Source organism: Pseudomonas sp. 57B-090624, from assembly GCF_003234055.1.
Taxonomy (GTDB): Bacteria; Pseudomonadota; Gammaproteobacteria; order Pseudomonadales; family Pseudomonadaceae; genus Metapseudomonas; species Metapseudomonas tohonis.
On the sequence record NZ_QKRU01000054.1, the window covers coordinates 1 to 25,357 of the forward strand.

Genomic DNA, 25,357 nt, shown 5'->3' on the forward strand with positions numbered 1-25,357 from the left:
ACCCTGCCCCGCACCCTTGATCAAGGCCCTGGCCAAGCAACTGGGGCAAAGCGGCTGGACGGCGCCCGACAGCTACGGCGAAGGCCCGCTGGTAGCCGCCGCCTGCAAACCCTGGCCGGACGACAAGGCCCAGTCGGTGGTCGCCCTCGCCTATGAGCGGCCGGGTGATGAAGGCGTCGCCCAGGGTGAACGCAGCCTGGCGCTGCTGGTGGCCAAGGTGGACGGCAGGAGCGGCGCGCTGCTGGAGCGCTACGACTCGACCCTGGACGAGGACGCCGCCACCGAAGTGAGCGGCGACAGCCTGTGGCTGGACACCGCCCGCTACCACCTGGCGCCGGGCCTGCGCGCCTTCGGCCTGGTGTTCGACAGCACCGCCCGTGGCGCCAGTTGCCCCGACGGCGGCTCGGACGAGGAACTGACCCTGTTCGCCCCGCAAGGCAAGGCCCTGCGCCCGGTGCTCAAGGCCTACCTCGCCGAATGGACCACCATCAAGGGCACCCTCTGCGTCAACGACCCGGACTTCATGACCGAGAGCGCCAGGGTCACCCTCGACCTCGCCAAGACGAGCAGCAACGGCTTCGCCGACCTGGTCCTGGCCGCCAGGGTGACCGGCGACTCGGCCGCCGGGGAGAAATACCTGCGCACCGTGCGCAAGACCCTCAAGTACGACGGCACGCAATACCCGCACGAAACCTTCCCGCGTTTCTGGGAGCAGCCCGGCACCGCCGCGCAATGACCCCGCCCATCCCCCGCGCGACCGGCGAGAAGCGCGCGGGTGATGGTTCTTGGCAGTTCTGCCTGTGGCGTCAAGCACGGGCTTTTCGCTAAGTTCGGCCGGGCCCGTGCGCGGTCCAGGCCGCGCCATCACCTGCCGAGGAACGTCGCCATGTCCGTAGCCGAAATGCTGCAGCAACGCATCTCCGTCCGCGCCTACACCGATGAACCCGTCGACGCCGCCACCGTGCACGCCCTGCTCGACACCGCGCGCTGGTCACCCTCGGGGGGCAACCTGCAACCCTGGAAGGTGATCGCCGTGAGCGGCGCCGCCAAGGCCGAGGTCGAGCGCATCGCCCTGGAAACCCTGATGAAGAACCCCGCTGGCGAAGCCGGCGACCACCCCATCTACCCCGAGGGGCTGACCGAGCCCTACCGCACCCGCCGCTACGCCATCGGCGAGGCGCTCTACGCCAGGCTCGGCATCCCCCGTGAGGACAAGGCCGCCCGCCTGCGCGCCATGTCGCGCAACTTCCAGTTCTTCGGCGCGCCGGTCGGTCTGTTCTTCGTCATCGACCGTTCCATGGGCCACGGCCAATGGGCCCACCTGGGCATGTTCATGCAGTCCCTGGCGCTGGTGGCCGAGGAGCGCGGCCTGGCCACCTGCATGCAGGAAGCCTGGGGCATGGTGCGCCAGAGCCTGCACGCCCACTTCGGGCTGCCCGGGCACGAGCTGCTCTACTGCGCCATGGCGCTCGGCCACGCCGACCGCACCGCACCGATCAACCAGTTGCGCTCCGAACGCGCCCCGGTGGAGGAGTTCGCCGTGTTCAAGGGTTTCGACTGAGGGCCAGGGCCCAGGGGCGCGCGCCTGCGCCTTGGCTACACTGCTGACGCCGCCCCCGCTGCATGCCGTCGTTGGGCGCGCGGCCGGTCCCCCCACGCGTCGCAGGAGAGTCGTCGTCGATGAACCCCACCCCCTTCCCCGCGACACGGCTCCGCCACCTGATCCTGCTGCTCGTCCTGCTGGCCAGCATCGCCACGCTGGCCAACGGCCTGTACGCGGCCTACCGGGTGCAGAAGGCCTCGCTGCTGGACGGCGCGCTGAAGAACAACCACGCCTACGCCCAGAAGCTGGCCAGCAGCATCGGCGCCCAGTTGCAGGCGGCCCAGCAACAGCTGGCGTACAGCGCGGCGCTGCTGGGCAAGCACTTCGATGACCCGCAGCTGCTCGCCGAGGAGGCACGCCGGCTCGACCTGCAGGATGCCGGCTTCAACGCCATCGCCGTGGTCGCCGCCGATGGCCGCGTGCTGGCCGCCGTGCCTGAGGCGCCGCAGCTCGATGGAAGCGGCCGCTCCCCCGGCCTCGAGGAGGCGCTGCGTGCCCGCCGCCCGCTGATCAGTGAACCTTTCAACGCCGCCAGCGGGCGGCTGGTGGTCTTCGTCTCGCAGCCGGTACTCGATGCCGACGGCCGGTACCTGGGCCTGGTCGGCGGCTCGATCTACATGCGCAAGGACAACCTGCTGCACGGCCTGATCGGCCTGCACTTTCACCAGGACGCATACGTCTACCTGATCGACGCCAACCGCCGGCTGCTCTACCACCCGGACCCCGCGCGCATCGGCCAGCAGGTCGGTGCCAGCGCCGTCGACGATGCCGTGCTGGGCGGGCGCAGCGGCACCCTGGTGTATGTGAACTCCAAGGGCGTGGAGATGCTCTCCGGCTATGCCGGCATCCCGGGAACCGGCTGGGGCGTGGTTTCGCAGCAGCCACGCCAGGCCACCCTGGTGGCGCTGGAGGGGTTGGTCCGGCACGTGCTCGTCGCTGCCATGCCCCTGGCGCTGTTGGGGTTCGCGGTGCTCTGGTGGACGACACGGCTGATCGCCGACCCGCTGCGCCAGCTGGCCGCCGGCGCCCGCCAGATGGGCGAGCCGGGCAGCTCGGAACGCCTGGCCACGGTGCGCGCCTGGTACTTCGAGGCCGCGCACATCAAGCAGGCCCTGATCACCGGCATCGCCCTGATGCAGGAGAAGCTCGGCCGCCTCAATCACGAGGCGCAGACCGACCCGCTGACGGGCCTGCTGAACCGCCGCGCGATGGAGGAAGCCCTGGTGGCCATCCGGGGCGGCGAGCGCGACCTGGCGGTGGTGGCCCTGGACATCGATCACTTCAAGAAGGTCAACGACCGCTTCGGCCACGACGCCGGCGACCGCACGCTCAAGGTGATCGCCACGGTGATGCAGGCCTGCTCGCGGGACCGCGACCTGGCCTGCCGCGTGGGCGGCGAGGAGTTCCTCCTGCTGCTGCCCGGCACCACGCTGGCGGAAGCCTCGGAAGTCGCCGAACGCCTGCGCCACTCGGTGGAGGAGGCGCGTACCGAAGGCGTCGGCCAGGTGACCATCTCCCTCGGCGTGGCCGAATGGACACCCGGCGGACGGAGCCTGGAAGCCACCCTCAAGCAGGCCGACGAAATGATGTACCGGGCCAAGCGCCAGGGCCGCAACCAGGTGGTGGTGGAGCCCGCCACGCGCTGACCCCTGCGAGCATCGCGCGATTGCCAGGAACCCCCTGGCAATGAGATATTTTCAAATGTGAAACATTCTCATATCGAACGACCCGCCCCCTCCCCGCGCCTGCTGCTGGTCGAAGACGACCCCCGGCTGCGCGAAGACCTGGACCTGCACTTCCGCCAGCGCGGCTTCGCCGTCACCACCTGCGCCACCGGCACCCTGGGCCTGGCCGCCGCCGAACGCGACCCCTTCGACCTGGTACTGCTGGACATCATGCTGCCCGGCCTCGACGGCCTGCAGCTGCTCGAAGCCCTGCGCCGGCGGCAGGACACCCCGGTGATGCTGATGTCCGCGCTGGGAGCCGAGCAGGACCGCATCACGGGTTTCACCCGGGGAGCCGACGACTACCTGCCCAAGCCCTTCAGTCTCGCCGAGCTGGACGCCCGGACCGATGCCCTGCTGCGCCGCGTGCGCCTCGACCGGCGCCAGGCGGCGCAACGCCCGGGTCCATCGCTGCACCTCGACGAGCAGGCCCAGGACGTGACCCACTCAGGCCGCGCGGCCGGGCTCACGCCGTCGGAATACCGCCTGCTGGCCACCCTGCAGGCCCACCCCGGCGAGGCGCTGAGCAAGCCCTTCCTCTACCGGTGCGTGCTGCACCGTGCCTACACGCGGCTGGACCGCGGGCTCGACGTGCACGTCTGCAACCTGCGCCGCAAACTGGCCGAGATCGGCATCCACCATCTGCAGATCCAGGCCGTGCGCGGCCAGGGCTACCTGCTGGTCGAGACGGAACGCTCCTGATGCGCCGCCATCCCCTGCTGTGGAAGCTGGCGCTTCTGCAGGTCGGCTTCTGCCTGCTGCTCACCTGGCTCATCTATACCTGGGGCCTGTCGGTGGAGCGCAGCACCTACTTCCTCGCCCCGGCCGACCGCGACTACCTGGCGCAATACGCGCAGCAGGCCGAACAGGCCTGGGAGAACGAGGGCGCGGCCGGCGTCGCGCGCTTCCGCCAGGACCTGGCCAGCCGCGAAGACACCTGGGTGGCGGTGCTGGGCCCGCGCCTGGAAAGCCTCGACGGCACGCTGCTGAACGCCGAGGAATCCAGCCACCTGACCTTCATGCGCAAGCTCGACTGGCCCATGAGCCGGCGCCTGCAAGACGAGCTGCCCTACGTCAGCATCGAGTTCCCCGAGCACCCGGAGAACGGCCGCCTGGTGCTGCAACTGCCCGAACGCCTGCTGCCCGGCGGCCTGACGCCCTGGACCCACCTCTTCACCCACGGCGTGGTGCCGACGCTGCTGGCGGCCCTGCTCGGCCTGCTGATCTACCGCCATCTCGTGGTGCCGCTGAACCGCCTGCGCGACCGCGCCGATGCCCTGCGCGCCGACGAACTCGACAGCGCGCCCCTGGGCACGCCCCTGGCCGACCGCCGTGACGAACTGGGCGAGCTGGCCGAAGCCCTGGAGCACATGGCCGAGCGCCTGCGCCTGAGCCTGGGCCAGCAGCGCCTGCTGCTGCGCACCCTGTCCCACGAGATGCGCACCCCGCTGGCCCGGCTGCGCATCGCCCACGACAGCGAGCTGCCGCCCGAACAGCTGCGCCAACGGCTGGATCGCGAGATCACCGACATGCAGCGCCTGCTGGAAGACACCCTCGACCTCGCCTGGATGGACACCGAGCGCCCGCAATTGCCCACCGAGCCGGTGCAGGTGCTGTCGGTGTGGGAAGCCCTGCGCGAGGACGCCTGCTTCGAAAGCGGCTGGGATGCCGCGAGGCTGCCCTGCTCCCTGGATGCCGACTGCCGCGTGCAGGTCCATCTCGACAGCCTGGCCCAGGCCCTGGAGAACCTGCTGCGCAACGCCATCCGCCACTCCCCTGAAGGGGGCACGGTGCGCCTCGACGGTGAGCGCGACGGCGACTGCTGGCACCTGCGCCTACGCGACCAGGGCCCGGGCGTCGCCGAGGCGGACCTGGAACGCATCTTCCTGCCCTACCAGCGCCTGGACGGCGGCACCGGCGCAGGCTTCGGCCTGGGCCTGGCCATCGCCCGCCGCGCCATCGAACTGCAAGGCGGCCGGCTCTGGGCCAGCAACGCCCACCCGGGCCTGTGCCTGCACCTGCGGCTGCCGGCAGCGTGATGTTCCCTCCTGTAGCCCGGGCTACGGGGCGGCCGGCCGCATCCCGCAATGGCCCGGCACCCCGCTGTAGGAGCGAGCTCTGCTCGCGAATCCCCCCAACACGGACCCTCACGAAGTGTTTAGAAAGTTAATGCGCTTTACTCTCAAATAACAATTAATATCATTCGTGATCTTCGCGCATCCCACGGCATTACCGGAGATCGTCCATGTCGCCTCACCCGTCTTCCCCCGCCATCCCCTTCCTGCTGCTGTCCAGCTGCCTGCTGTCGTTCGCCGTGCACGCGGCCAACATCGACGCCAGTGCCCCCGGCATCGAGCTGGACGCCCAGAACGTCATCGCCACCGCCGAGGAAGAGACCAAGCAGGCGCCAGGGGTTTCGGTGATCACCGCCGAAGACATCAGGAAGCGCCCGCCGGCCAACGACCTGTCGCAGATCATCCGCACCATGCCGGGCGTGAACCTCACCGGTAACTCCACCAGCGGCCAGCGCGGCAACAACCGCCAGATCGACATCCGTGGCATGGGCCCGGAGAACACCCTGATCCTGGTGGACGGCAAGCCGGTGAGCAGCCGCAACGCCGTGCGCTACGGCTGGCGTGGCGAGCGTGACAGCCGTGGCGACACCAACTGGGTGCCGGCCGACCAGGTCGAGCGCATCGAGGTCATCCGGGGCCCGGCGGCCGCGCGCTACGGCAACGGCGCGGCAGGCGGCGTGGTCAACATCATCACCAAGAAGGCCAGCGCCACGACCCACGGCAACGCCACCCTCTACACCTCCTTCCCCACCCACAAGGACGAAGGCGCCAGCCAGCGCCTGAGCTTCGGCCTCAACGGCCCGCTCACCGACAGCCTCAGCTACCGCGTCTACGGCAACGTCGCCAAGACCGAGTCGGACGACTGGGACATCAACTCAGGCCACGAATCCGCCCGCACCGGCAACCAGGCCGGCACCCTGCCCGCCGGCCGCGAAGGCGTGCGCAACAAGGACGTCAACGGCCTGCTCAGCTGGAACCTGACCCCAGAGCAGACCCTGGAGCTGGAAACCGGCTTCAGCCGCCAGGGCAACCTCTACACCGGCGACACGCAGAACACCAACAGCAACGCCACCGTGAAGAAGATGCTCGGCCACGAGACCAACCGCACCTTCCGCGAGACCTACGCCCTGACCCACCGAGGCGACTGGGACTTCGGCAGCTCGCTCGCCTACCTGCAGTACGAGAAGACCCGCAACAACCGCATCAACGAAGGCCTGGCTGGCGGCACCGAAGGCATCTTCGCCAACAGCGGCTACTACACCGCCGTGCTGCGCGACCTCACCGCCCACGGCGAGCTCAACCTGCCCCTGGATGCCGGCCTGCCGCAAACCCTGACCCTGGGCAGCGAGTGGACCCGCCAGCAACTGGACGACCCGAGCTCCAACACCCAGACCACCACCGAGGGCGGCGCCATCGGCGGCCTCACCAGCAGCGGCCGCGACACCACCTCCGAGGCGCAGATCTTCTCGCTGTTCGCCGAAGACAACATCGAACTGGCCCCCGGCACCATGCTCACCCCGGGCCTGCGCTTCGACCACCACGACATCGTCGGCAACAACTGGAGCCCGTCGCTCAACCTGTCCCACGCACTCACCGACACCCTCACCCTGAAGGCCGGCATCGCCCGCGCCTACAAGGCGCCGAACCTGTACCAGCTCAACCCCGACTACCTGCTCTACAGCCGTGGCCAGGGCTGCTACGGCCAGACCACCAGTTGCTACCTGCGCGGCAACGAGAACCTCGACGCCGAAACCAGCGTCAACAAGGAGCTGGGCATCGAGTACAAGAAGGACGGCCTGGTCGCCGGCCTGACCTGGTTCCGCAACGACTACAGGAACAAGATCGAGTCCGGCATGGCCGCCATCGGCAGCGCCACCGGCGGCCAGGTGGTCGGCGGCGTGAACTACGCCAATGCCCGCATCTTCCAGTGGGAGAACGTGCCCAAGGCGCTGGTGGAAGGCCTGGAAGGCAACCTCACCCTGCCGCTCACCGAGCAGCTGACCTGGACCAACAACCTCACCTGGATGCTGCAGTCGAAGAACAAGGAAACCGGTGACACCCTCTCCGTCACCCCGGCCTACACCCTCAACTCCATGCTCGACTGGCAGGTGCGCGACGACCTGTCCTTGCAGGCCAGCGTCGCCTGGTACGGCAAGCAGAAGCCGAAGAAATACGGCTACCAGGGCAACCGCGTCACCGGCAACGCCAACAACCAGCTCTCGCCCTACGCGCTGCTGGGCCTGAGCGGCACCTACGACCTGAGCGAGAACCTGAGCTTCACCGCGGGCGTCGACAACCTGCTGGACAAGCGCCTCTACCGCGAAGGCAACGCCCAGGGCGTGAACAACATCGACGGTGCCGGCGCCGCCACCTACAACGAGCCCGGCCGCACCCTCTACACCAGCATGACCGCCTCGTTCTGACCGTCGAGACCGCCTGATGAGACTGCCCCGCTTCACTTCTGCCCTGGCCTTCACCCTGGCAGTGGCACTTCCCGGAGTCGCGCCCCTGGCGCGACCCGACCCCAACGCCCTGATGGACACGCGCCTGCTGCAGCGCCAGGACCTGCCCTACGCCTTCAGCAGCCTGAAACTCGACTCCGAGGATGGCCAGCGCCACTACCAACTGTGGATCGCCAAGCCCAAAAGCCCGGCCCCGGCCGGCGGCTACCCGGTGGTGTGGATGCTCGACGGCAATGCCGCCTTCGGCGTGCTCGACGCGCCCCTGCTGCAGGACCTGGCCAAGGGCGATGCGCCGCTGCTGGTCGCCATCGGCTACCAGACCCCGCAACGCATCGAGCGCAACGCCCGCACCCTGGACTACACGCCCCCGCAGCCCGACAAGCCCGGCCAGCGCGACCCGCTCACCGGCCAGCCCAGCGGTGGCGCCGATGCCTTCCTCGACCTGCTGCAGCAGAAGATGCGCCCGGCCGTGGCCGCACACGCGCCTTTCGATGCCACCCGGCAGACACTCTGGGGGCACTCCTATGGCGGCCTGCTGGTCTTGCATGCGCTGTTCACCCGGCCCCAGCAGTTCAGCCAGTTCGCCGCCGCCAGCCCGTCGCTCTGGTGGGGGGATGGCGTCATCCTCGGTGAACGCCCGGGGCTGGAGCAGCGCATCGCCGGCCACGCGGCGCGCCTGCTGCTGATGCGCGGCAGCGCGGAACCCGCCAACCCGCGCGGCACCGCCGAGCCCTACCCGGAACGCGCCGCCACCGCACTGGTGGACGACCTCGCCCAGGTGCCCGGCCTCGACGCCCGCTTCCAGTCCTTCGAAGGCCTCGGCCACGGCGAAGCCCTGGGTGAATCCCTGCGCTACCTGCTGCGCGAGCGCTTCATCGACCACGCCCCGTAGGTCGGCGCCGAGCGCAGCGAGGCCCAACGCTGCCCGGTGCTACCGGGTGATCAGGCGTTGGGCCTCGCTTATCGCGCGTCAGAGATACCGCAGCGGATCGCCACTGAGCAGCGGGTAGATCCGCTCCTCTTCCAGCGAACCGTCCTCGCCGTGGATCTTCACCGACGATTGCAGGTGCCCGACCTGGGCGGCGGCCATGCAGATGACGTCCGCCTTGCTGGCCGAACTGAACAGGTTCTCCAGGCTGCCGAACCGGCGACACGCCCATTCCTGGTGGTCCTTGACGATGAGAAAGTGCTCCATGGCGTTGCCCTCAGCAGGTCGCGCGCCCGGGGCGCGGCTCGCCCGCCCGGGCGCTGGACGCGCGGGCAGCGATGAAGGGAGGAACAGCGGCGGTCGGCAGCCCCCGGGCCAGCCAGCGGGCACCCTGCCCCGGCTGGCGATTGTCGGCACCGGCACGCACGTCCTCCACCAACTGGTCGATCAGGCTGCCGACCTGGGCCCGCGACAACACGGCATCGCAGTCGATGACCCGGTGGAAGGCCGGCTGGGCCGCACCCACGATGGTCAGCGACAGGCGACCGTCCGCGCGGGTGGTGAGGGTCACTTCCCGATCGGGAAAGGCTTCGATGATCTCTCTGACACAGACATTCATGGGCGTCTTCCTGCTTGTAGTGCTTGTAGTGGAGGAGAGAGCACGCAACATGCCAGTTCGGCGAAACCCCATAAGTCCTTGCAGAACAATGGGTTGGCTTGCGACGCCGCGGCACGGTGAATTGCAAACTGCAAGATCGCCCAAGCGGCACGCGGCATTTTGCATTGGCGAGTACGCCGCCACCCGAGCCACCGGCCAGCACCGCGTTCCAGCCTGGGCGGCGCAGAGCATCAGGTCGTCAGCTGGCTTGCGCGAGCGCGCGTCCTGCACAAGCGCACCGGTTCGTTCCGGCATCGCCACACCCCGGCCCCTGCGGGGCGCTCTAGGACGGGCATGCAAAGTACTGGCGCCAATATTGTTATGTTGTAACATTGCAATTCCAACTATCAGGAATTGCTTCCGATGTCCGCTCGACTCCTCCTCCGCACGCCCCTCGCCGCCGCCCTGCTGGTGGCGCAACAGGCATTCGCCGCGCAGCCCATCGTCCTCGACCAGCAGGTGATCACCGCCAATCCGCTGAGAAGCGAAACCCTCGCCTCGCCCACCAGCGTGGTGGAAGGCGACGAGCTGAGCCTGCGCAGCGCAGCGCAACTGGGCGAAACCCTCAACGGCCTGCCCGGCGTGTCATCCACCTACTTCGGCCCGGCCGCCAGCCGCCCGGTGATCCGTGGCTTCGACGGCGACCGCATCCGTATCCTGCGCAATGGCGTCGGCGCGCTGGACGCCTCCTCGCTCTCCTACGACCACGCCGTGCCCTATGACGCGGCCAACGCCGAGCGCATCGAAGTGGTGCGCGGCCCGGCGGCGCTGCTGTACGGCGGCAGCGCCGTGGGCGGCGTGGTCAACACCTTCGACAACCGCATCCCCACCGAGCCGGTGGACGGCCTGCACGGCGGCGGCGAGCTGCGCTACGGCGGCGCCGACACCACCCGCAGCGCGGCCGGCAAGCTGGAGGCCGGCGACGGCAACTTCGCCCTGCACCTGGACGCCAACTCGCGGCAGTTCAACGACACGCGCATCCCCGGCCATGCCCGCTCCCGCGACCAGCGCGCCCAGGACGGCGACGACAGCAAGCACCGCGTCAACAACAGCGACGGCCGCCAGGACGGTGGCGCGGTGGGTGGCGCCTACCACTGGGACCATGGCTACGTCGGCCTCTCCTACGACGAGTACGACAGCAACTACGGCTCGCCCGCCGAAGACGCCGTGCGGATCGACATGGAGCAGCGCCACTACGCCCTGGCCTCTGAGATCCGCGACCTGGAAGGCCCCTTCAGCTCGCTGAAGCTGGACGTCGGCCACACCACGTACGAGCACCGGGAGATCGAGGACGGCGAAGTCGGCACCACCTTCAAGAACGACGGCTACGAAGCCCGCCTCGAAGCCCGCCACGCGCCCATCGGCCCGCTGGAAGGCGTGGTCGGCGTGCAGGTGGCCCAGAGCCGCTTCGAGGCCCTGGGCGAGGAAGCCTTCGTGCCCCAGACCGACACCGACAGCGGCGCCCTCTTCGCCCTGGAGAGCTGGCAGGCCACCGAGCGCCTGGAACTCAGCCTCGGCGGGCGCCTGGAACACACCCGCCTGCGCCCGGACGCCGCCGGCAACGAACGCTTCGAAGGCGCCGACGACAGCCACAGCTTCACCGCCGGCAGCCTGTCGTTCGGCTCCATCTACCGCCTGACCGACATCTGGTCCCTGGCCGGCACCCTCAGCTACACCGAGCGTGCGCCGACCTTCTACGAGCTCTACGCCAACGGCCCCCACGCCGCCACCGGCACCTACGAGGTGGGCGACGCCGATGCGGAGAAGGAGAAGTCCTGGTCCACCGACCTGGCCCTGCGCTTCGACGACGGCACCCACAAGGGCAGCGTCGGTGTGTTCTACAGCCGCTTCTCCAACTACATCGGCCTGCTGGGCAGCGGCCGCTACCTGGACGAGGACGGCCAGGAAGTCGCCCCGAGCGATGCCGATGCGCTGCCGGAGTACCTCTACAGCGGCGTGAAGGCCGACTTCTGGGGCGTCGAGGCACAGGACCACTGGCGCCTGGCGCAGACCGCCTACGGCGACTTCGCCCTGCAGAGCTCCGCCGACTACACCCGCGCCAAGAACAAGGAGACCGGCGAGCCCCTGCCACGCATCTCGCCCCTGCGCCTGAACAGCGCCCTGCTGTGGAACTACCAGAGCTGGCAGGCCAGCGTCGGCGTCGAGCACGCCAGCGCCCAGCGCCGGGTCCCGGACGAGGAGCGCGGCACCGACGGCTACACCACCCTCAACGCCAGCCTCGGCTACCGCTTCGACCTGGCGGAAAGCGAGTGGCTGGTGTTCCTCAAGGGCGACAACCTCAACGACCAGACCGTGCGCTACGCCAGTTCTATCCTGCGGGACGAGGTGCCGGCGGCCGGTCGCAGCGTCGAGGCCGGGGTCCGGGTCGCGTTCTGACCCGAAGGCGACGGGGCCGTTGCGGCCCCGTCGTCATTCCTTCACGGCGTCACGCGCCCGGGCGGGTCATCACCGGCGCGTGGCGCGCCATCAGCTCGGCCACCCAGTCGATGAACACCCGCAGCTTGGCGCTGATGTGCCGGTTCGGCGGGAACGCCAGGTAGATCGGCATCGGGTCCAGCGTCCAGTCCTCCATCAGCGGCACCAGCGCACCGTTCGCCCAACTGGGCCGGGCCATGTACTCCGGCAGCCAGAGCACGCCCAGCCCCGCCAGGCCGGCGGCGAGGTAGGCGTTGCCGTCGTCCACCGCCAGCACGTAGCGCCCGTTCACGCGGATTTCCTCGTCCCCCTTGCGCATGGCATAGGGCACCGGCTTGCCGGTGCGCGCCCAGAGGAAGCCGATGATGCGATGGGGCGAATCCTCCAGCTCGCGCGGGTGCGTCGGCGTACCCAGGCGCCGCAGGTAGTCCGGCGCCGCGTAGACGCCCAGGCGCAGGTCGCCGACCCGCCGCGCCACCAGCGACTGGTCGCTCAGCTCCCCGCCGCGCACCACGCAATCGACGTTCTCGCCGATCACGTCGACGATGCGGTCGCTGACGCCCATGTCGATCTGGATGTCCGGGTGGCGTGCATGGAACTCGGGCAGCGCCGGCACCAGGATCATGCTCGCCAGCGGGCTCGGCACATCCACCCGCAGGCGCCCACGGGGCGAGGCGGAGGCGCTGGAGAGGCTGGTCTCGGCATCGTCCAGGTCGGCCAGCAGGCGCACCACCCGCTCATAGTAGGCGGCGCCGTCGGCGGTGAGCGCGACACGTCGCGTGGTGCGGTTGAGCAGCTTCACGCGCAGGCGCGCTTCCAGCTGCTGCACCAGCTGGGTGACGCTGGTCCTGCTCATGTGCAGGGTGTCGGCGGCGCGGGTGAAGCTGCCCGCCTCCACCACCCGGGCGAAGGCCTGCATCGCATCGAAACGGTCCATGGACGCTCCAGATATCCGGCGGATTGTTTGGGATCGGCAAACAGTGATGGACAAGCTTGCGCGTTTATCACCCCTGCGCAAGGGCCTAGAGTCGCCTCCATCGTTGACCCCGGGTCGCATCGACCCACCACTGGAGTACCTCCCCATGACCCAACGCGACGTCGTTTTCCCGCCCGGCCGCCAGGCGCTCTACGAGCGCAACCGCTACTCGCCGGCCATCCGCTCCAATGGCTTCCTGTTCGTCTCCGGGCAGGTGGGCAGCAACCCCGACGGCTCGCCGGAGCCGGACCTCAAGGCCCAGGTGCGCCAGGCCTTCACCAACCTCAATGCGATTCTCGGCGAGGCCGGCTGCAGCTTCGACGACGTGGTCGACGTCACCGTGTTCATGGTCGACCCGCAATCGAAATTCGAAGCCATCTGGCAGGTGGTGCCGGAGTTCTGGGGCGCGGCTCCGCACCCGACGCTGACCGCCATCGGCGTCACCTGGCTCTATGGCTTCGATTTCGAGATCAAGGTGATCGCCCGGCTGCCCGGCTGACCGCCACCTCTCAGGGTTCGTCCCGCTCCCGCGCCGGGGCGGCGAACCATTTCTCCCGCGGCACCCATTTCTCCTGCTGAGGGTCGCCCAGGTAGTGCGGCGACATGATCTGCACGCCGTATTCGTTGAATACATCCTGGACATTGGCGTGCAGCTCGCTCAGCAGCTCCGCGCGGGGACGCGGCTCGCTGGGGATGGCCTGAGCCACCAGGCGGTATTCGGGGTAGAAGTCCGACAGCGCCGTCTGGAACACCTGCGGGGCCGGCTGCTCGAGAATGCCCGCCGTACGCCGCGCCGCCTCCAGCAGCATCGCCTCCACCTGGCGCCAGGGCGTGTCGTAGCCGATCGTCACCGTGGTGTCGACCACGTAGCCCTGGCCCTGCACGGCGCGCGAGTAGTTCTTGGTCACGCTGCTGGTGATCATCGAATTGGGGATGGTCAGCACCTCGCCCAGCCCGGTGCGCACCCGCGTGGTGAACATGCCCAGCTCGGTGACCGTGCCCTCGTGCTCGCCGATACGCACGAACTCCCCCACCCGAAGCGTGCGCGTATAGGTCAGGATCAGGCCCGCCGCCGCCTGGCCCACCACGCTGGAAGCGCCGAGGGAGATCATCAGCCCCACCAGCACCGAAAGCCCCTTGAACGCCTCGGTGCCCGCCCCCGGCAGGTAGGGGTAGGCCATGGCCAGGGCGAACAGCCAGATCGCCAGCGAAGTCAGGCGCGTTGTGGTTGGCAGCGTTTCCAGGTTCAGCCAGCTCAGGGTTCCCGGCATCGCCATGCGTCGCAGTACCCGCTGGCTGAACGCCGTGACACCCCGGGCGATGAAGAAGATGGAGACGGCCAGGACCAGCCCCGGAACCGCGCCGATGATGCCCTGCAACAGGTGGCCGGCCACCTCCAGCAGGTAGGAGTTGAGGCTTTCACCCCAGGGACGCGTATAGGGGAATCGCGACAGCACGAAGCTCAGCCACTCGTAGCACAGCAGCAGGATCAGCGCCCAACGGAACGCCCAGAATACCCGTCCCACCACGGGGTACAGGTAGCGCACCTCGAGCACGGGCGTCTGCCCCACGCGCAGGGCCGGCGCGTGACGCGTCATCAGGTCGGGCAGGCGCGCCAGCGATCGGAGGCGAATGAACTGGATGGCCTTGAGCGCGGCGAAGAACAGCAAGGTCGCCAGCGCGGAATATCCCGCTGCCTCGACGATGAAACGTACGCTGCGTGCCTGCTGCGTCTCGGTCACCACCAGGCGCAATCTCTCGGCGGCGCCCTGGGCAGCTTCGCGCACGGAGGCCGCAGCCAGCGGGTCGACATCGCCCGGGGCGACGATGAAGGCACGGCGGTCGCCGAGCAGCAGCAGATAGTCCTCGCCCACGGCCTCGATGCGCACCTCGAGCCGCTCGGTGCCTTCCAGCGCCTCGCCGATCACCGCCCGGGCGCGCCTCACCCGCTGCCCGGGGGTCTCACCGAGCACCACGGTGCGAAACACCTGGATACTGCGGTTCATCACCCTGAGTTCGGCGGCCTCGCGGGCGTCCCCCTCCGCTACCGGCTCGGCCCCCAGTGCCAGGGCCGACGTCAGCATGCACAGGCATAACGCCAGCCAGCGCCACACCCCGTCGTGCCTTGCCCTCGGTCCCGCTGATCTGTGGCTGCTTCCCATCTGCCCTACCCCGCGATCTATGGCTCGCCGATGGGAGAGTAGAACAGCTTGGCAAGCGTGTCGGCGGCGGCTTTCGCGACCACCTTCACACCTCAGTCGGAGGTGTGGCGCCCCGCACCCGCCACGCGGGTCACGACGACAGGCGCGGCAGTGGCTGGCGCCGGCCTGAGCCGCGACACCCCGAACAGCACCAGCGCCAGCCCGACCAGCTGGTAGGCCGAGATGGCCTCGTTCAGCAACGCCCACGACGCCAGGATGGTCAGCACCGGCCCCAGGTTGCCCAAGGCGGCGGTGTGGGTGGTGCCCATGCGCTGGATCGCCAGCGCCATCCAGTAGATCGGCAGCACGGTGGAGAACAGCGCCATCAGCGTGGCGTACAGCCACACCGACGCCGGCAGCGCCGCCAGTTGGGTGAAGTCGGCCACCACACCGTAGTGCGCCAGCACCATCAGCGCCGAAGCCCCCCCGGCCAGGCCGGCCAGGCGCATGGAGCCGATACGCTTCACCACCACGCCGGTGCCCAGGTAATAGAGCGCGTAGGTCACCGCGCTGGCGAACACCCAGGCGGCGCCGATCATCACCTGCGTGCCCATGTCGGTGCTGCCGATATCGTGCATCAGCGCGATCCCGAGCCCCAGGTAGCACAGGCCCATGGCGAGCAAGGTGCGCCGGCTCGGCCGCTCGCGGAAGATCAGCGCCTGGAACACCAGCACCAGCGTCGGGTAGGTGAACAGGATCAGCCGCTCCAGGCCGGCGCTGATGAACGCCAGCCCATAGAAGTCGAAGAGGCTGGACAGGTAGTAGCCGAACATCCCCAGCAGCAGCACGCGCACCCCGTCGCGGCCCGACAACGCCACCTGCCCGGTGCCACGGCTCAGCCACAGCAACCAGGCGAACAGGGGTAACGCCAGGCCCATGCGCATCGCCAGGATGGTCAGCGCATCCACGGGCGCGGCTGCGTAGGACAGCTTGACGAAGATCGCCTTGAGGCTGAATCCGACGGCCGAGAGCACCGCATAAAGGGCACCGTTGCGGGCGCCACGCTGATAGAGGGAGAGCAAGACGTTCATCGGGCTTCGGCCAGCAGTGAGGGAGTCTTATTCTGAAGCGAAGACAATACGGCTAGAATCGCTTTTTACCGAAAAGACCCTTCGCCAAAAGAGAACGCCCATGCATTTCGACCTGGCCGACCTGCGCCTGCTCACCGCCATCGCCGCCACCGGCAGCCTGAGCAAGGCGGCTGCCACCTTCCCGGTCGCGGTTTCGGCGGCGAGCACGCGGTTGCGCCAGTTCGAGGAGCGTTGCGGGCTGGCCCTGTTCGTGCGCAAGGCCGATGGCATGGCGCTGACACCGGCAGGACGCCTGGTGCTGGAATCCTGTCACGGCGTGCTGCACGAGGCGCAGAAGCTCAAGGACACCCTGCAGGAGCTCGCCGGGCAGCACCGCATCACCCTGCGCCTGGCGGCGAGCACCGTCGCCAACAGCACCTTTCTCCCCGCCACGCTCGGGCCCTTCCTCGCCGACTACCCGGAAGTGGACCTGCAACTCACCGAGCTGAACAGCCGCGACGTGCTGCGCGGCGTGCAGGCGGGCGAGTTCGATATCGGCGTCTACGACGGCAACCTGCCCACCGGCGGGCTGGTCTCGATGCCTTTTCGCGATGACCGCCTGGTGCTGCTGGTGCCTCGGGACCACCCCCTGGCCGGGCGCCGCCAGGCGCACATGCGCGAGGCACTGGGCTTCGCCTTCGTCTGCCTGCCGCCGGAGCGCGCCATGCAACGCTTCATCGAGGAGATGGCGGTGAACTACGCCTTACCGCTGAAGGTGCGGGTGCGCGCGCCGAGCTTCGACGCCATCGCCCAGCTGGTGGCCCAGCACGCCGGCATCGCCATGCTCCCGGAAGCGGCGGCCACGCGCCTGGCGCAGGAGATGCCGGTGGCCATCGTCGGCCTGGAGAACACCTGGGCGACGCGGGAACTGCGGCTGTGCATCAAGGGCGGGGATGCGCTGTCCTCCCACGCGCGGCAGTTGCTGACCCACCTCTCCGCGCCCTGACAGCGGGCTCGCGCAGCACGCGAGCTACATGAAGCGCCCGACGCGGTTGCGCCCGGCTTTCTTCGCCTCGTACAACGCCTCGTCGGCACGCTGCAGCAGGGTCTCGGGGGCCTCGTCCGGGCCGGGGGTGGTGGCGGCGACGCCGATGCTCAGGGTGACGCGGCCGAAGGTCGAGAGCGCGTGCGGCAGGTCCAGCGTCTCGACGGCCTGCACCAGTCGCTGGGCGATACCCTGGGCCCCGTCCGCATCGGTCAGCGGCATCAGGGCGACGAATTCCTCGCCGCCGTAGCGGGCCACCAGGTCGCTGGAGCGACCGAGGGTACTCGCCAGCACCTGGGCGATACGCTGCAGGCAGGCGTCGCCGGCCGGGTGGCCGTAGTGGTCGTTGTAGCGCTTGAACCAGTCGACATCGAGGATCGCCAGTGCCAGCGGCTCGCCGGTGCGCTGGGCACGGTGCCATTCCTGCTGCAGCACCTCGTCGAAGTGGCGGCGGTTGGCGATGCCGGTCAGCGCGTCGGTCAGGCTCAGGGTTTCCAGCTTGCTGTTGAGTTCCTGCAGTTCATCGGTGCGTTGTGCCACGCGCAGCTCCAGCTCCCGCTCGGACCCCTGCAGCGTCTCCACCAGCATCTGCTGCGCCTGCAGCAACGCCTCCTGCACCCGCGCCTTCTCGCGGCGCATGACGTTGAAGCGATCCGCCAGGGCGAAGGCCAGCACGATCATCTCCATCGCCGAGCCCAGCTGGATGCCGTCCACCGTGAACATGTTGGTGGGCATCAGGCCCATGGCGCGCAGCGTGGTCATGGCACCGCCGAACATCAGCAGTGCGAAGGCCGCGAGGAAGAACCAGGCGGCGCGCTGGCGCCTGAATACCCCCGCCAGCGCCACGCCCAGCACCACCACCGCAGTGGCGAGGTTGAAGTAGACCGCCAGGCGCGAGAACAGCGGCAGCGCGAAGGCATAGAGCAGCGGCGTGACCAGGTACAGGGCGACCATCGCCAGCAGCAGGCGGTCGACCCTCGGCATCACCTGGTCGGTGCGCAGCATGCGCCGGGTGAACAGCAACATCGCGCTCAGGGCCAGGGAAACGCCGGAGTAGTAGGCGACGTTGGAGTTCAGCGGCAGCCCGGCGATGGTCCCGTCCGGGGCCAGGCCGTTCTTGATCGCCAGGGTGAAGGCGGTGGAGGCCACGAAGGCCACGTACAGCAGGTAGACAGGGTCGCGCAGGGCGACGAACAGCATCAGGTTGAACAGCACCATCGCGGTGGCGATGCCGAAGTACCAGACCTTGCTCACATAGTCGTCGCGCTCGTAGGCGTGGAACGCCTCCACCGGCCACAGCTGCAGCGGCACCAGCAGCCCCACGCTCGACTCCACGCGCAGGTACAGCACCTGCTCCGAATGTGCGCCCAGGTGCAGGGGGAAGACGAAGTTGCGGTTGGGATAGGCCTTGCTCGAGGGCGGGACGTCGCAGCCGGTGGCGGTCGCATGGTAGACGCCCTGCGCATCGGGGATATGCGCCTCGACATGGGAGATGCGCGGGTTCTCCACCACCAGCATGCGCCGCAACGGGGTATCGCCCGGGTTGCGCAACACCAGGCGCAGCCAGTAGGCGGAGCGGGTGAAGCCCAGCGCCAGCGCGTTGCCGGGCGGCAGGTCGCCCCGGAAGCGCGCCGCCCGCTCGGGTGCCTGCACGTCCGCCAGGGTCAGGGAACGGTCCGGGTCCTCCAGCAGCGAGACGAAGGGCGTCAGCGACAGCGCAGCCTGGTCCACGGCCGCGGCGTCGACCACCCGCTCGCCCGCCCCTGCCAAAAACGGCAACAGAAGCAGCACCAGCAGGGGCCAGGAAAACGGCTGTCGATTCAGGCGAACGGCGTGCATGCGGTGGCGTACCAGCAGGGCCCAGGGGAGCCAGGGAGGCACTCGGATCGAACCCGACCGACGCCCCCTGACGGTGCCGAAGTCTACAAGACAACCCCGGGGCGCCGACAGCTACGCAGCGGCGCGGAGCCTGCACCGTCGGCGGTCGCGCCGGCACGCCGCCGCTTAATCCTCGATTGAATTAGCAGCACGTCATTTATTCCATGAAGGGATATCAATAGCGCTGAAGGGTATTGGTATATACCAGGGACCCTCCCTTTAAATCCGCCCCGACGAGCCCACTGGGCAATGCGGAGCAAGATGGATGATCGCTGTACGGGTAATGCTGGAATATTTTCATCCCTGGCCGAATTCGGCCGGCTTCTACGTGGCGCGCGAACGCGGCTGGTACCGCGACGCCGGGCTGGATGTGCAGCTCCAGGTGCCGGACCCCTTCCGGGGCGACACGCTCGAACACGTGCTGCAGGGGGCGGCCGATCTTGGCGTATTCCCCAGCAACCGCCTGCTGGTCCGGCGCAGCCTCGGCCAACCCCTGCTGGGCGTGGCCGCCATCAACCATGGCGGGCTGGAGTCCATCCAGACCCTGACCGGCCTCGGCATCCAGCGTCCCCGCGACCTGGCCGGCAAGCGCCTGGCGCTCAACCCCACGCCGCGCGGCCTGGCCATGGTGCGCCACCTGGTGGCTGCCGACGGTGGCGATCCGGATGCCGTGATCATCGTCGACAGCAAGGTGCGCGAGCTGCGCCCGGAACAACTGGCCGCCGGGGTCGCCGACGCCAGCTTCGGTGGCTACTGGGCCTGGGAAGCGCTGATGGACAGCCCCATCCCGGCCGAACGCCGCGTGGTCTGGCCGGTGGACGAGATCGGCGCACCGCGCTACCACAGCTACCTGCTGGGCGGCCGCGAGGACTGGCTCGACGACAACGCCGAAGCCGCACGCGCCTTCCTCGCCGCCACCGAGCGCGGCTTCCGCGCCGTGGCGGCCGACCCGCAAAGCGCTCTGCCCGCCTATGAGGCGGCCATCCCCTACTTCCCCACCGAGCTGCTCAGCCAGTCGCTGCAGCGCATCGCCACCACCTGGTTGCACGAGCAGCGCTGGGGCCGGCAGCGTGAAGAACTGCTCGCACCCTATGCGCACTGGCTGCACGCGCACGGTGTGCTCGCCGACGCGGACGCCTGGCGCCACGCCACCCACAACGGCTACCTGGCGGAGCCGCGGCCATGAGCGAGCCCGGACGCATCGCCCACGGCATGGGCTCGCAACCGGTGGAAGCCGACTGGCCCGCCCTGCAGCAACGGGACGTCGAGCAGGTGCTGCAGCGCTTCCCGCAGCTGGGCGCCGGGGTGCAGCTCGGCTGGCACAGCCCGCGCCCCTTCTCCGCCGCCGCCCAGGTGCAGACGGAGCGGGGCGAGCTGTTCGTCAAGCGTCATCACCACAGCGTGCGCCAGCCGGCCTGGCTGGAAGAGGAACACCGCTTCATCCGCCACCTGGCGAGCCGAGGCGCACCGGTGGTCAGCCCCCTGACCGACACGCACGGCAACAGCTCGCTGGCCCTCGGCGACTGGACCTACGAAGTGCTGCCCCGCGCCGCCGGGGACGATCTCTACCGCGACGCGCTGTCCTGGACGCCCTTCCTCGACCTGCACCACGCCTACTCGGCCGGTGCCACCCTCGCCCGCCTGCACCGCGCCGCCGAAGGCTTCACCGCGCGTGCCCGCCAGGCTCCGGTGCTGGTGTCCAACCTGCGCGTCTTCAGCCAGCGCGACCCGCTGCAGGCCATCGAGCTGGCCCTGCCCCGGCGGCCCGCCCTGGCCCGCTACCTGGCCGGGCAGGACTGGCGCCGGACCCTGGCGGAACTGCACCTGCCGTGGCACCGCGAGCTGCTGCCGCTGCTCGCCGGCCAACCAGCGCTCTGGACCCACAACGACTGGCATGCCTCCAACCTGCTGTGGCGCGCCGAAGGTGGCTCGGCCGAGGTCGAGAGCGTCCTCGACTTCGGCCTCAGCGACCTCACCTTCGCCCTGTTCGACCTCGCCACCGCGCTGGAACGCAATTGCGTTCCCTGGCTGGAACTGGATGATGGCGGCCGCGCCCCGGCCGACCTCGACGCCGTCGATGCGCTGCTGGCCGGCTACACGAGCCAGCGGCCCCTCGACCGCAACGACCTGTTCACCCTCAAGGCACTGCTGCCGCTGGTGCACGCCGACTTCGCCCTCGCCGAGGTGGATTACTTCGAAGGCATCGTCGGCTCCCGGTCCAGTGCGGATATCGCCTACCACGCCTTCCTGGTCGGCCATGCCCGCTGGTTCGGCGACAACGAGGGCACCCGCCTGCTCGACCACCTCGACCGGCACGCCCGCACACGCAACTAGGAAACCGCCATGCCCACGCACCAAGCCGCCATCCTCATCGCCCCGCAGGCCCTGCACCGGGCCCTGGCCGAACCCGGCCTGCTGCTGCTCGATGCCAGCGTCGAACTGGCCGCCGCCGCATTCGACGGCGACTACCGGGTGGCAAGCGGCGAGGCGGCCTGGCGCCAGGAGCACCTCCCCGGTGCCCGCCATGCGGACCTGCTGCACGAGCTGGCCGATGGCGCGGCGGGCTTCAGCTTCGCCCTGCCGTCCCCGGCCGCCCTGCAGCGCCCCCTGGCCCGCCTGGGCATCGGCGGCGCACGGCGCATCGTCATCTACGACCGCCACGACGGTTTCTGGGCCGCGCGCCTGTGGTGGATGCTGCGCAGCCTCGGCATCACCGCCGCCGTACTCGATGGCGGCCTCAAGGCCTGGCGCCACGCCGGCCTGCCCCTGGCACAGGGCGAGGAGCCCGGTGGCGGCGGGCCGTTGCCGCAGCTGGCCCCCCAGGCGGGTTTCTGGGCCGATCGCCAGGACGTGCTCGCCGTGGTCGAGGGCAACGCGCCCGGCACGCTGGTCTGCGCGCTGTCCGCCGCGCTCTTCGACGGCAGCGCCGTGACCCGCTATGCCCGGCGCGGCCATATTCCCGGCAGCCTCAGCCACCCGGCACGCGGCCTGTTCGACACGAGCGGCCGCTACCTGCCGGCACCGCAGCTGGCCCAGGCCCTGGGCCCGCTGCTGGAGGGCGAGCAGCCCCTGATCCTCTATTGCGGCGGCGGCATTTCCGCCGCCGCCACGGCCCTCGCCCTGACCCTACTGGGCCGGCAGCGGGTCTCGATCTACGACGGCTCGCTGCAGGAATGGGCGGCCGATCCAGCCTTGCCAATGTCCACCGGAGCAGCTCCGGCCTGAGGTTCTTCCACCTTCTTCCGTCTTTCAGCAGTAGGCACGCCAGCGCGGCCAGCCGGGCAACCCACCGCCCGGCCCCGCTTCATGCCGGCGTCCATCGAGGAGTTCGTCCATGGCTTCATCCCTGTTCCTGCAGCACCGCCACGGTTTCGCCCTGGCGCTCCTGGCCCTGTCACTGAGCCCGTCCCTGGTCCGGGCGCAAGGCGCCGTCACCCTAGACACCGTCACCGTGCACGGCGACGAGGGCGACGGCTACCAGGCCCGAAGCGCCTCGGTGGGCGGCTTCGACGAGGCGCCGCTGCTGGACACCCCCGCCTCGGTCTCGGTGTTCACCGAGGCACTGATCAAGGATCGCCAGGCCAGGCTGCTCAGCGAGGTGCTGCGCAACGACGCCTCGGTCGGCGACAGCTACGCGCCCATCGGCTACTACGAGAACTTCGTGATCCGCGGCTTCTCCCTCAACGCCGCCAGCAGCTACAAGATCAACGGCCGTACCATCACCGGCGAGCAGAACGTGGCCCTGGAGAACAAGCAGCGGGTCGAGGTGCTCAAGGGCCTTTCCGGCCTGCAGAGCGGCGTCTCCGAGCCCGGCGGGCTGGTCAACTACGTCACCAAGCGCCCGGAGGCCGTGCGCTCGGTGACCCTGGCCACCAACGAGCAGGGCGAGCGCTACATCGCCACCGACATCGGCGCCTGGCTCGACGACGAGCAGCGCTTCGGCCTGCGCGCCAACGTCGCCCACGAGGACATCCGCTCCTACGTCGACAACTCCGACGGCACGCGCGACTTCCTCTCCCTGGCCAGCGACTGGAACATCAGCGACGCCGCCCTGCTGCAGCTGGACGCCGAGTACCAGACCCGCGAGCAGCGCTCGGTGCCCGGCTACCAGCTGCTGGGCGGCAGCGTGGTGCCCAGCGGCATCGACCCGAGCGACCGCCTCGGCGACCAGAGCTGGTCCAAGCCCGTGAAAATCGACTCGCTGAACCTCAACGGCCGCTTCGAATACCGTTTCGACGACGACTGGACCGGCAGCCTCAGCGCCGCCCGCAGCCGCGTGGTGATCGACGACTACAGCGCCTTCGCCTGGGGCTGCTACGGCTCGGCCAGTTGCGCCGGCTCCGCCGTGCCGAACTTCTTCAGCCCCGAAGGCGACTACGACATCTACGACTTCCGCAACCCGGGCGACACGCGCCGCAACGACGAGCTGCAAGCCGCCCTCGCCGGCCGCTTCGACAGCGGCCCGCTCAGCCACGAGCTGACCATCGGCAGCAGCGCCTTCCGCCGCCTGCTGGACCGGCGCAAGTCGACCAACGAGTGGGTGGGCACCGCCAACATCCACCAGCCCACGCCCGACTTCCCGCCCACCGACGTGCCCCTCGGCCACACCTATCGCCGCCTGGACAGCCGCCAGTACGGCCTGTTCGCCAGCGACCGCGTGAGCTACGGCGAACACTGGCAGGCGGTGATCGGCGGGCGCCAGGTGCGCCTGGACGAAGAGGCCTTCGACAAGGACGGCAACACCACCCGCCACACCCGGCGCTCGGCGTTCCTGCCCAGCGTCGCGCTGATCTACAAGCCGCGCGCGGACATCTCCCTCTATGGCAGCTACAGCAAGGGCCTGTCCCTGGGCGGCGAAGCGGCCTGGTTCACCACCAACGCCGACGAAATCCTGCCGCCGACGGTCTCGCGCCAGCTGGAGCTGGGCATCAAGCGCGACTGGCAGCGCCTGAGCCTGAGCGCCGCGCTGTTCCAGATCACCAAGGCCTACCAGTACGCGCGGCCCAACGGCGACACCACCTTCACCTACGTGCAGCAGGGCGAGCAGAAGAACATCGGCCTGGAGCTTTCCGCCACCGGCCGGGTCACCGACCGCCTGCAGGTTTCGGCCAGTGCCGCGGCCATCCGCGCGCGGGTCGCCGGCAGCGGCACCGCCGTCTACGAAGGCCACCAGGCGATCAACGTGCCCGAGCTGCGCGCCAGCCTGCATGCCGACTACGCCATCCCCGGCATCCAGGGCCTGGCCCTGCTCGGCGGCGTGCAGTACAGCGGCAGCAAGTACGCCAGCCAGGCCGGCAACGTGAAGGTGGACGACTACGCGGTGTTCGACCTCGGCGGCCGCTACAGCCTGGATATCGACGGCTACGAGACGGTGCTGCGCCTGACCGTCGACAACCTCTTCGACGCCCGCTACTGGCGCGACGCCGGCGAGTACATGGGCGACGGCTACCTGTTCCAGGGCGCCCCGCGTACCGCGCGCCTCTCCGCCACCCTGAACTTCTGAGGAGCCTGCCGTGCGCATCGCCACCCCCCTCGTCACCGCCCTGCTCGCCTCGCTCCTGGCCGGCTGCCAGCAGCACCCGCCCGCCAACGACCAGCTGGACGCGGTGCTCTGGACCCAGACCTCCATCGAGCACGACCTGCTGTTCCGCCAGGTCTACGCCAACGCCACGCGGCACCTGGACAGGGCCCTGGCCGACCCCGGCTGGGACGCCCTGGCCGAAGCGCCTCGCGAGCTGGCCGGGCTGCCGCCGGCGGTGATCGTCGACATCGACGAGACCCTGCTCGACAACGTGCCGCTGAACGCCCGCACCGTCCTCGAGGACCGCCCCTACGACCACAGGCAATGGAACCAATGGGTGGAGCGTGCCGAGGCCAGGGCGCTACCGGGCGCGGTGGCCTTCCTGCAGGCGGCGGCCCAGCGCGGCATCACCCCGTACTACCTGACCAACCGCGAGCCCGGGCAGGAGCAGGCCACCCTGGCCAACCTCCGGCGCGCCGGCTTCCCCATCGACGGCACCGCGCAGATCCTCACCGCCGGCACCGCCATCGGCGGCTGCGCCGACGCGGGTTCGGACAAGACCTGCCGGCGCAACTGGGTCGGCAGCCAGGCCCGCGTACTGATGCTGGTGGGCGACAGCTTCGGGGACTTCATCGCCGGCAAGGGCAGCCTGGCCGATCAGCAACGGGTGGCCGCGCCCTACCTCGGCTGGCTGGGCGAGCGCTGGTTCCTGTTGCCCAACCCAACCTACGGCCACTGGTACAGCGCCCCCTACCAGGGCCGCGAGGACCTGCCGGCCACCGAGAAGCGCGCGCTCAAGCAACGGGCGCTGCAACCGCAGTACCCCACCGACTGAGGGCC

At 69.5% G+C, this 25,357-nt stretch carries 21 protein-coding genes; 15 read left to right on the forward strand and 6 right to left on the reverse strand.

The annotated features are described in order from the left end of the window. The 7 genes from DMX10_RS22710 to DMX10_RS22740 form a co-directional block, all read left to right on the forward strand. Positions 1-736, forward strand: a 736-nt coding sequence (locus tag DMX10_RS22710; protein ID WP_256604852.1) for a hypothetical protein, incomplete at its 5' end; no start/stop codon positions are given. Between the two features lie 150 nt (positions 737-886). Beyond that, a complete protein-coding gene (locus DMX10_RS22715; protein ID WP_111263207.1) occupies positions 887-1,561 on the forward strand; it encodes a nitroreductase in 675 nt (224 codons plus the stop codon). 119 nt (positions 1,562-1,680) lie between these two features. Further along, positions 1,681-3,249 (forward strand): sensor domain-containing diguanylate cyclase, encoded by a 1,569-nt coding sequence (locus DMX10_RS22720; RefSeq protein WP_111263208.1) that lies wholly within the window; start codon positions 1,681-1,683, stop codon positions 3,247-3,249. A 57-nt stretch (positions 3,250-3,306) separates the two neighbouring features. Beyond that, positions 3,307-4,029: a response regulator transcription factor gene (locus DMX10_RS22725; RefSeq protein WP_111263209.1), complete on the forward strand. Its 723-nt coding sequence runs from the start codon at positions 3,307-3,309 to the stop codon at positions 4,027-4,029. Next, positions 4,029-5,366: a histidine kinase sensor domain-containing protein gene (locus tag DMX10_RS22730; RefSeq protein ID WP_111263210.1), complete on the forward strand. Its 1,338-nt coding sequence runs from the start codon at positions 4,029-4,031 to the stop codon at positions 5,364-5,366. Before DMX10_RS22725 ends, DMX10_RS22730 begins: the two co-directional genes overlap by 1 nt. Positions 5,367-5,572: 206 nt before the next feature. Continuing rightward, positions 5,573-7,825, forward strand: coding sequence for a TonB-dependent siderophore receptor (locus DMX10_RS22735; RefSeq protein ID WP_111263211.1), 2,253 nt, complete (start codon positions 5,573-5,575; stop codon positions 7,823-7,825). A gap of 16 nt (positions 7,826-7,841) precedes the next feature. Continuing rightward, positions 7,842-8,756: an alpha/beta hydrolase gene (locus DMX10_RS22740; RefSeq protein WP_111263212.1), complete on the forward strand. Its 915-nt coding sequence runs from the start codon at positions 7,842-7,844 to the stop codon at positions 8,754-8,756. A 78-nt stretch (positions 8,757-8,834) separates the two neighbouring features. On the opposite strand, the gene DMX10_RS22745 is transcribed toward DMX10_RS22740, so the two are convergent. Further along, positions 8,835-9,059, reverse strand: a complete 225-nt coding sequence (locus tag DMX10_RS22745) for a DUF2188 domain-containing protein (protein ID WP_111263213.1) — start codon at positions 9,057-9,059, stop codon at positions 8,835-8,837. Between the two features lie 10 nt (positions 9,060-9,069). After that, positions 9,070-9,411 (reverse strand): hypothetical protein, encoded by a 342-nt coding sequence (locus DMX10_RS22750; RefSeq protein WP_111263214.1) that lies wholly within the window; start codon positions 9,409-9,411, stop codon positions 9,070-9,072. Between the two features lie 402 nt (positions 9,412-9,813). On the opposite strand from DMX10_RS22750, the gene DMX10_RS22755 reads away from it, so the two are divergent. After that, a complete protein-coding gene (locus DMX10_RS22755; RefSeq protein WP_111263215.1) occupies positions 9,814-11,847 on the forward strand; it encodes a TonB-dependent receptor in 2,034 nt (677 codons plus the stop codon). 49 nt (positions 11,848-11,896) lie between these two features. On the opposite strand, the gene DMX10_RS22760 is transcribed toward DMX10_RS22755, so the two are convergent. Continuing rightward, positions 11,897-12,823, reverse strand: coding sequence for a LysR family transcriptional regulator (locus DMX10_RS22760; RefSeq protein WP_111263216.1), 927 nt, complete (start codon positions 12,821-12,823; stop codon positions 11,897-11,899). Positions 12,824-12,968: 145 nt separating this feature from the next. On the opposite strand from DMX10_RS22760, the gene DMX10_RS22765 reads away from it, so the two are divergent. Continuing rightward, positions 12,969-13,361 (forward strand): RidA family protein, encoded by a 393-nt coding sequence (locus DMX10_RS22765; protein WP_111263217.1) that lies wholly within the window; start codon positions 12,969-12,971, stop codon positions 13,359-13,361. Between the two features lie 10 nt (positions 13,362-13,371). On the opposite strand, the gene DMX10_RS22770 is transcribed toward DMX10_RS22765, so the two are convergent. Together DMX10_RS22770 and DMX10_RS22775 are read right to left on the reverse strand one after the other, a co-directional pair. Then, entirely contained in the window at positions 13,372-14,946 is a 1,575-nt protein-coding gene (locus DMX10_RS22770) for a mechanosensitive ion channel family protein (protein WP_111263218.1), read from the reverse strand. Positions 14,947-15,116: 170 nt separating this feature from the next. Continuing rightward, entirely contained in the window at positions 15,117-16,094 is a 978-nt protein-coding gene (locus DMX10_RS22775; protein ID WP_111263219.1) for a DMT family transporter, read from the reverse strand. A gap of 100 nt (positions 16,095-16,194) precedes the next feature. On the opposite strand from DMX10_RS22775, the gene DMX10_RS22780 reads away from it, so the two are divergent. Then, positions 16,195-17,079, forward strand: a complete 885-nt coding sequence (locus DMX10_RS22780; RefSeq protein ID WP_111263220.1) for a LysR substrate-binding domain-containing protein — start codon at positions 16,195-16,197, stop codon at positions 17,077-17,079. A 24-nt stretch (positions 17,080-17,103) separates the two neighbouring features. Here the strand turns inward: DMX10_RS22780 and DMX10_RS22785 are convergent, their stop codons facing one another. After that, on the reverse strand, positions 17,104-18,999 hold the full coding sequence (locus DMX10_RS22785) for a diguanylate cyclase (RefSeq protein WP_256604853.1): 1,896 nt from the start codon (positions 18,997-18,999) through the stop codon (positions 17,104-17,106). Positions 19,000-19,261: 262 nt separating this feature from the next. Between DMX10_RS22785 and DMX10_RS22790 the strand changes: the two genes are divergently transcribed. From DMX10_RS22790 to DMX10_RS22810, 5 genes are all read left to right on the forward strand, one after another. Further along, complete coding sequence (locus DMX10_RS22790; protein ID WP_111263222.1) at positions 19,262-20,182, forward strand: ABC transporter substrate-binding protein; 921 nt, start codon at positions 19,262-19,264, stop codon at positions 20,180-20,182. Next, positions 20,179-21,330, forward strand: coding sequence for a phosphotransferase enzyme family protein (locus DMX10_RS22795; RefSeq protein WP_111263223.1), 1,152 nt, complete (start codon positions 20,179-20,181; stop codon positions 21,328-21,330). The genes DMX10_RS22790 and DMX10_RS22795 overlap by 4 nt, the downstream gene beginning before the upstream one ends. 9 nt (positions 21,331-21,339) lie before the next feature. Beyond that, positions 21,340-22,221, forward strand: coding sequence for a sulfurtransferase (locus tag DMX10_RS22800; RefSeq protein WP_111263224.1), 882 nt, complete (start codon positions 21,340-21,342; stop codon positions 22,219-22,221). 109 nt (positions 22,222-22,330) lie between these two features. After that, positions 22,331-24,499: a TonB-dependent siderophore receptor gene (locus tag DMX10_RS22805; protein ID WP_111263225.1), complete on the forward strand. Its 2,169-nt coding sequence runs from the start codon at positions 22,331-22,333 to the stop codon at positions 24,497-24,499. Between the two features lie 10 nt (positions 24,500-24,509). After that, complete coding sequence (locus DMX10_RS22810; protein WP_111263226.1) at positions 24,510-25,352, forward strand: 5'-nucleotidase, lipoprotein e(P4) family; 843 nt, start codon at positions 24,510-24,512, stop codon at positions 25,350-25,352. Positions 25,353-25,357: the final 5 nt, after the last annotated feature.

Excerpts from the sequence above, each read along its gene's own strand:
- DMX10_RS22715 (WP_111263207.1), top strand. The coding sequence starts at position 887 with ATGTCCGTAGCCGAAATGCTGCAGCAACGCATCTCCGTCCGCGCCTAC.
- DMX10_RS22720 (WP_111263208.1), top strand. The coding sequence starts at position 1,681 with ATGAACCCCACCCCCTTCCCCGCGACACGGCTCCGCCACCTGATCCTG.
- DMX10_RS22730 (WP_111263210.1), top strand. The coding sequence starts at position 4,029 with ATGCGCCGCCATCCCCTGCTGTGGAAGCTGGCGCTTCTGCAGGTCGGC.
- DMX10_RS22735 (WP_111263211.1), top strand. The coding sequence starts at position 5,573 with ATGTCGCCTCACCCGTCTTCCCCCGCCATCCCCTTCCTGCTGCTGTCC.
- DMX10_RS22740 (WP_111263212.1), top strand. The coding sequence starts at position 7,842 with ATGAGACTGCCCCGCTTCACTTCTGCCCTGGCCTTCACCCTGGCAGTG.
- DMX10_RS22745 (WP_111263213.1), bottom strand. The coding sequence starts at position 9,059 with ATGGAGCACTTTCTCATCGTCAAGGACCACCAGGAATGGGCGTGTCGC.
- DMX10_RS22750 (WP_111263214.1), bottom strand. The coding sequence starts at position 9,411 with ATGAATGTCTGTGTCAGAGAGATCATCGAAGCCTTTCCCGATCGGGAA.
- DMX10_RS22755 (WP_111263215.1), top strand. The coding sequence starts at position 9,814 with ATGTCCGCTCGACTCCTCCTCCGCACGCCCCTCGCCGCCGCCCTGCTG.
- DMX10_RS22760 (WP_111263216.1), bottom strand. The coding sequence starts at position 12,823 with ATGGACCGTTTCGATGCGATGCAGGCCTTCGCCCGGGTGGTGGAGGCG.
- DMX10_RS22765 (WP_111263217.1), top strand. The coding sequence starts at position 12,969 with ATGACCCAACGCGACGTCGTTTTCCCGCCCGGCCGCCAGGCGCTCTAC.
- DMX10_RS22770 (WP_111263218.1), bottom strand. The coding sequence starts at position 14,946 with ATGCTGACGTCGGCCCTGGCACTGGGGGCCGAGCCGGTAGCGGAGGGG.
- DMX10_RS22775 (WP_111263219.1), bottom strand. The coding sequence starts at position 16,094 with ATGAACGTCTTGCTCTCCCTCTATCAGCGTGGCGCCCGCAACGGTGCC.
- DMX10_RS22780 (WP_111263220.1), top strand. The coding sequence starts at position 16,195 with ATGCATTTCGACCTGGCCGACCTGCGCCTGCTCACCGCCATCGCCGCC.
- DMX10_RS22790 (WP_111263222.1), top strand. The coding sequence starts at position 19,262 with ATGATCGCTGTACGGGTAATGCTGGAATATTTTCATCCCTGGCCGAAT.
- DMX10_RS22795 (WP_111263223.1), top strand. The coding sequence starts at position 20,179 with ATGAGCGAGCCCGGACGCATCGCCCACGGCATGGGCTCGCAACCGGTG.
- DMX10_RS22800 (WP_111263224.1), top strand. The coding sequence starts at position 21,340 with ATGCCCACGCACCAAGCCGCCATCCTCATCGCCCCGCAGGCCCTGCAC.
- DMX10_RS22805 (WP_111263225.1), top strand. The coding sequence starts at position 22,331 with ATGGCTTCATCCCTGTTCCTGCAGCACCGCCACGGTTTCGCCCTGGCG.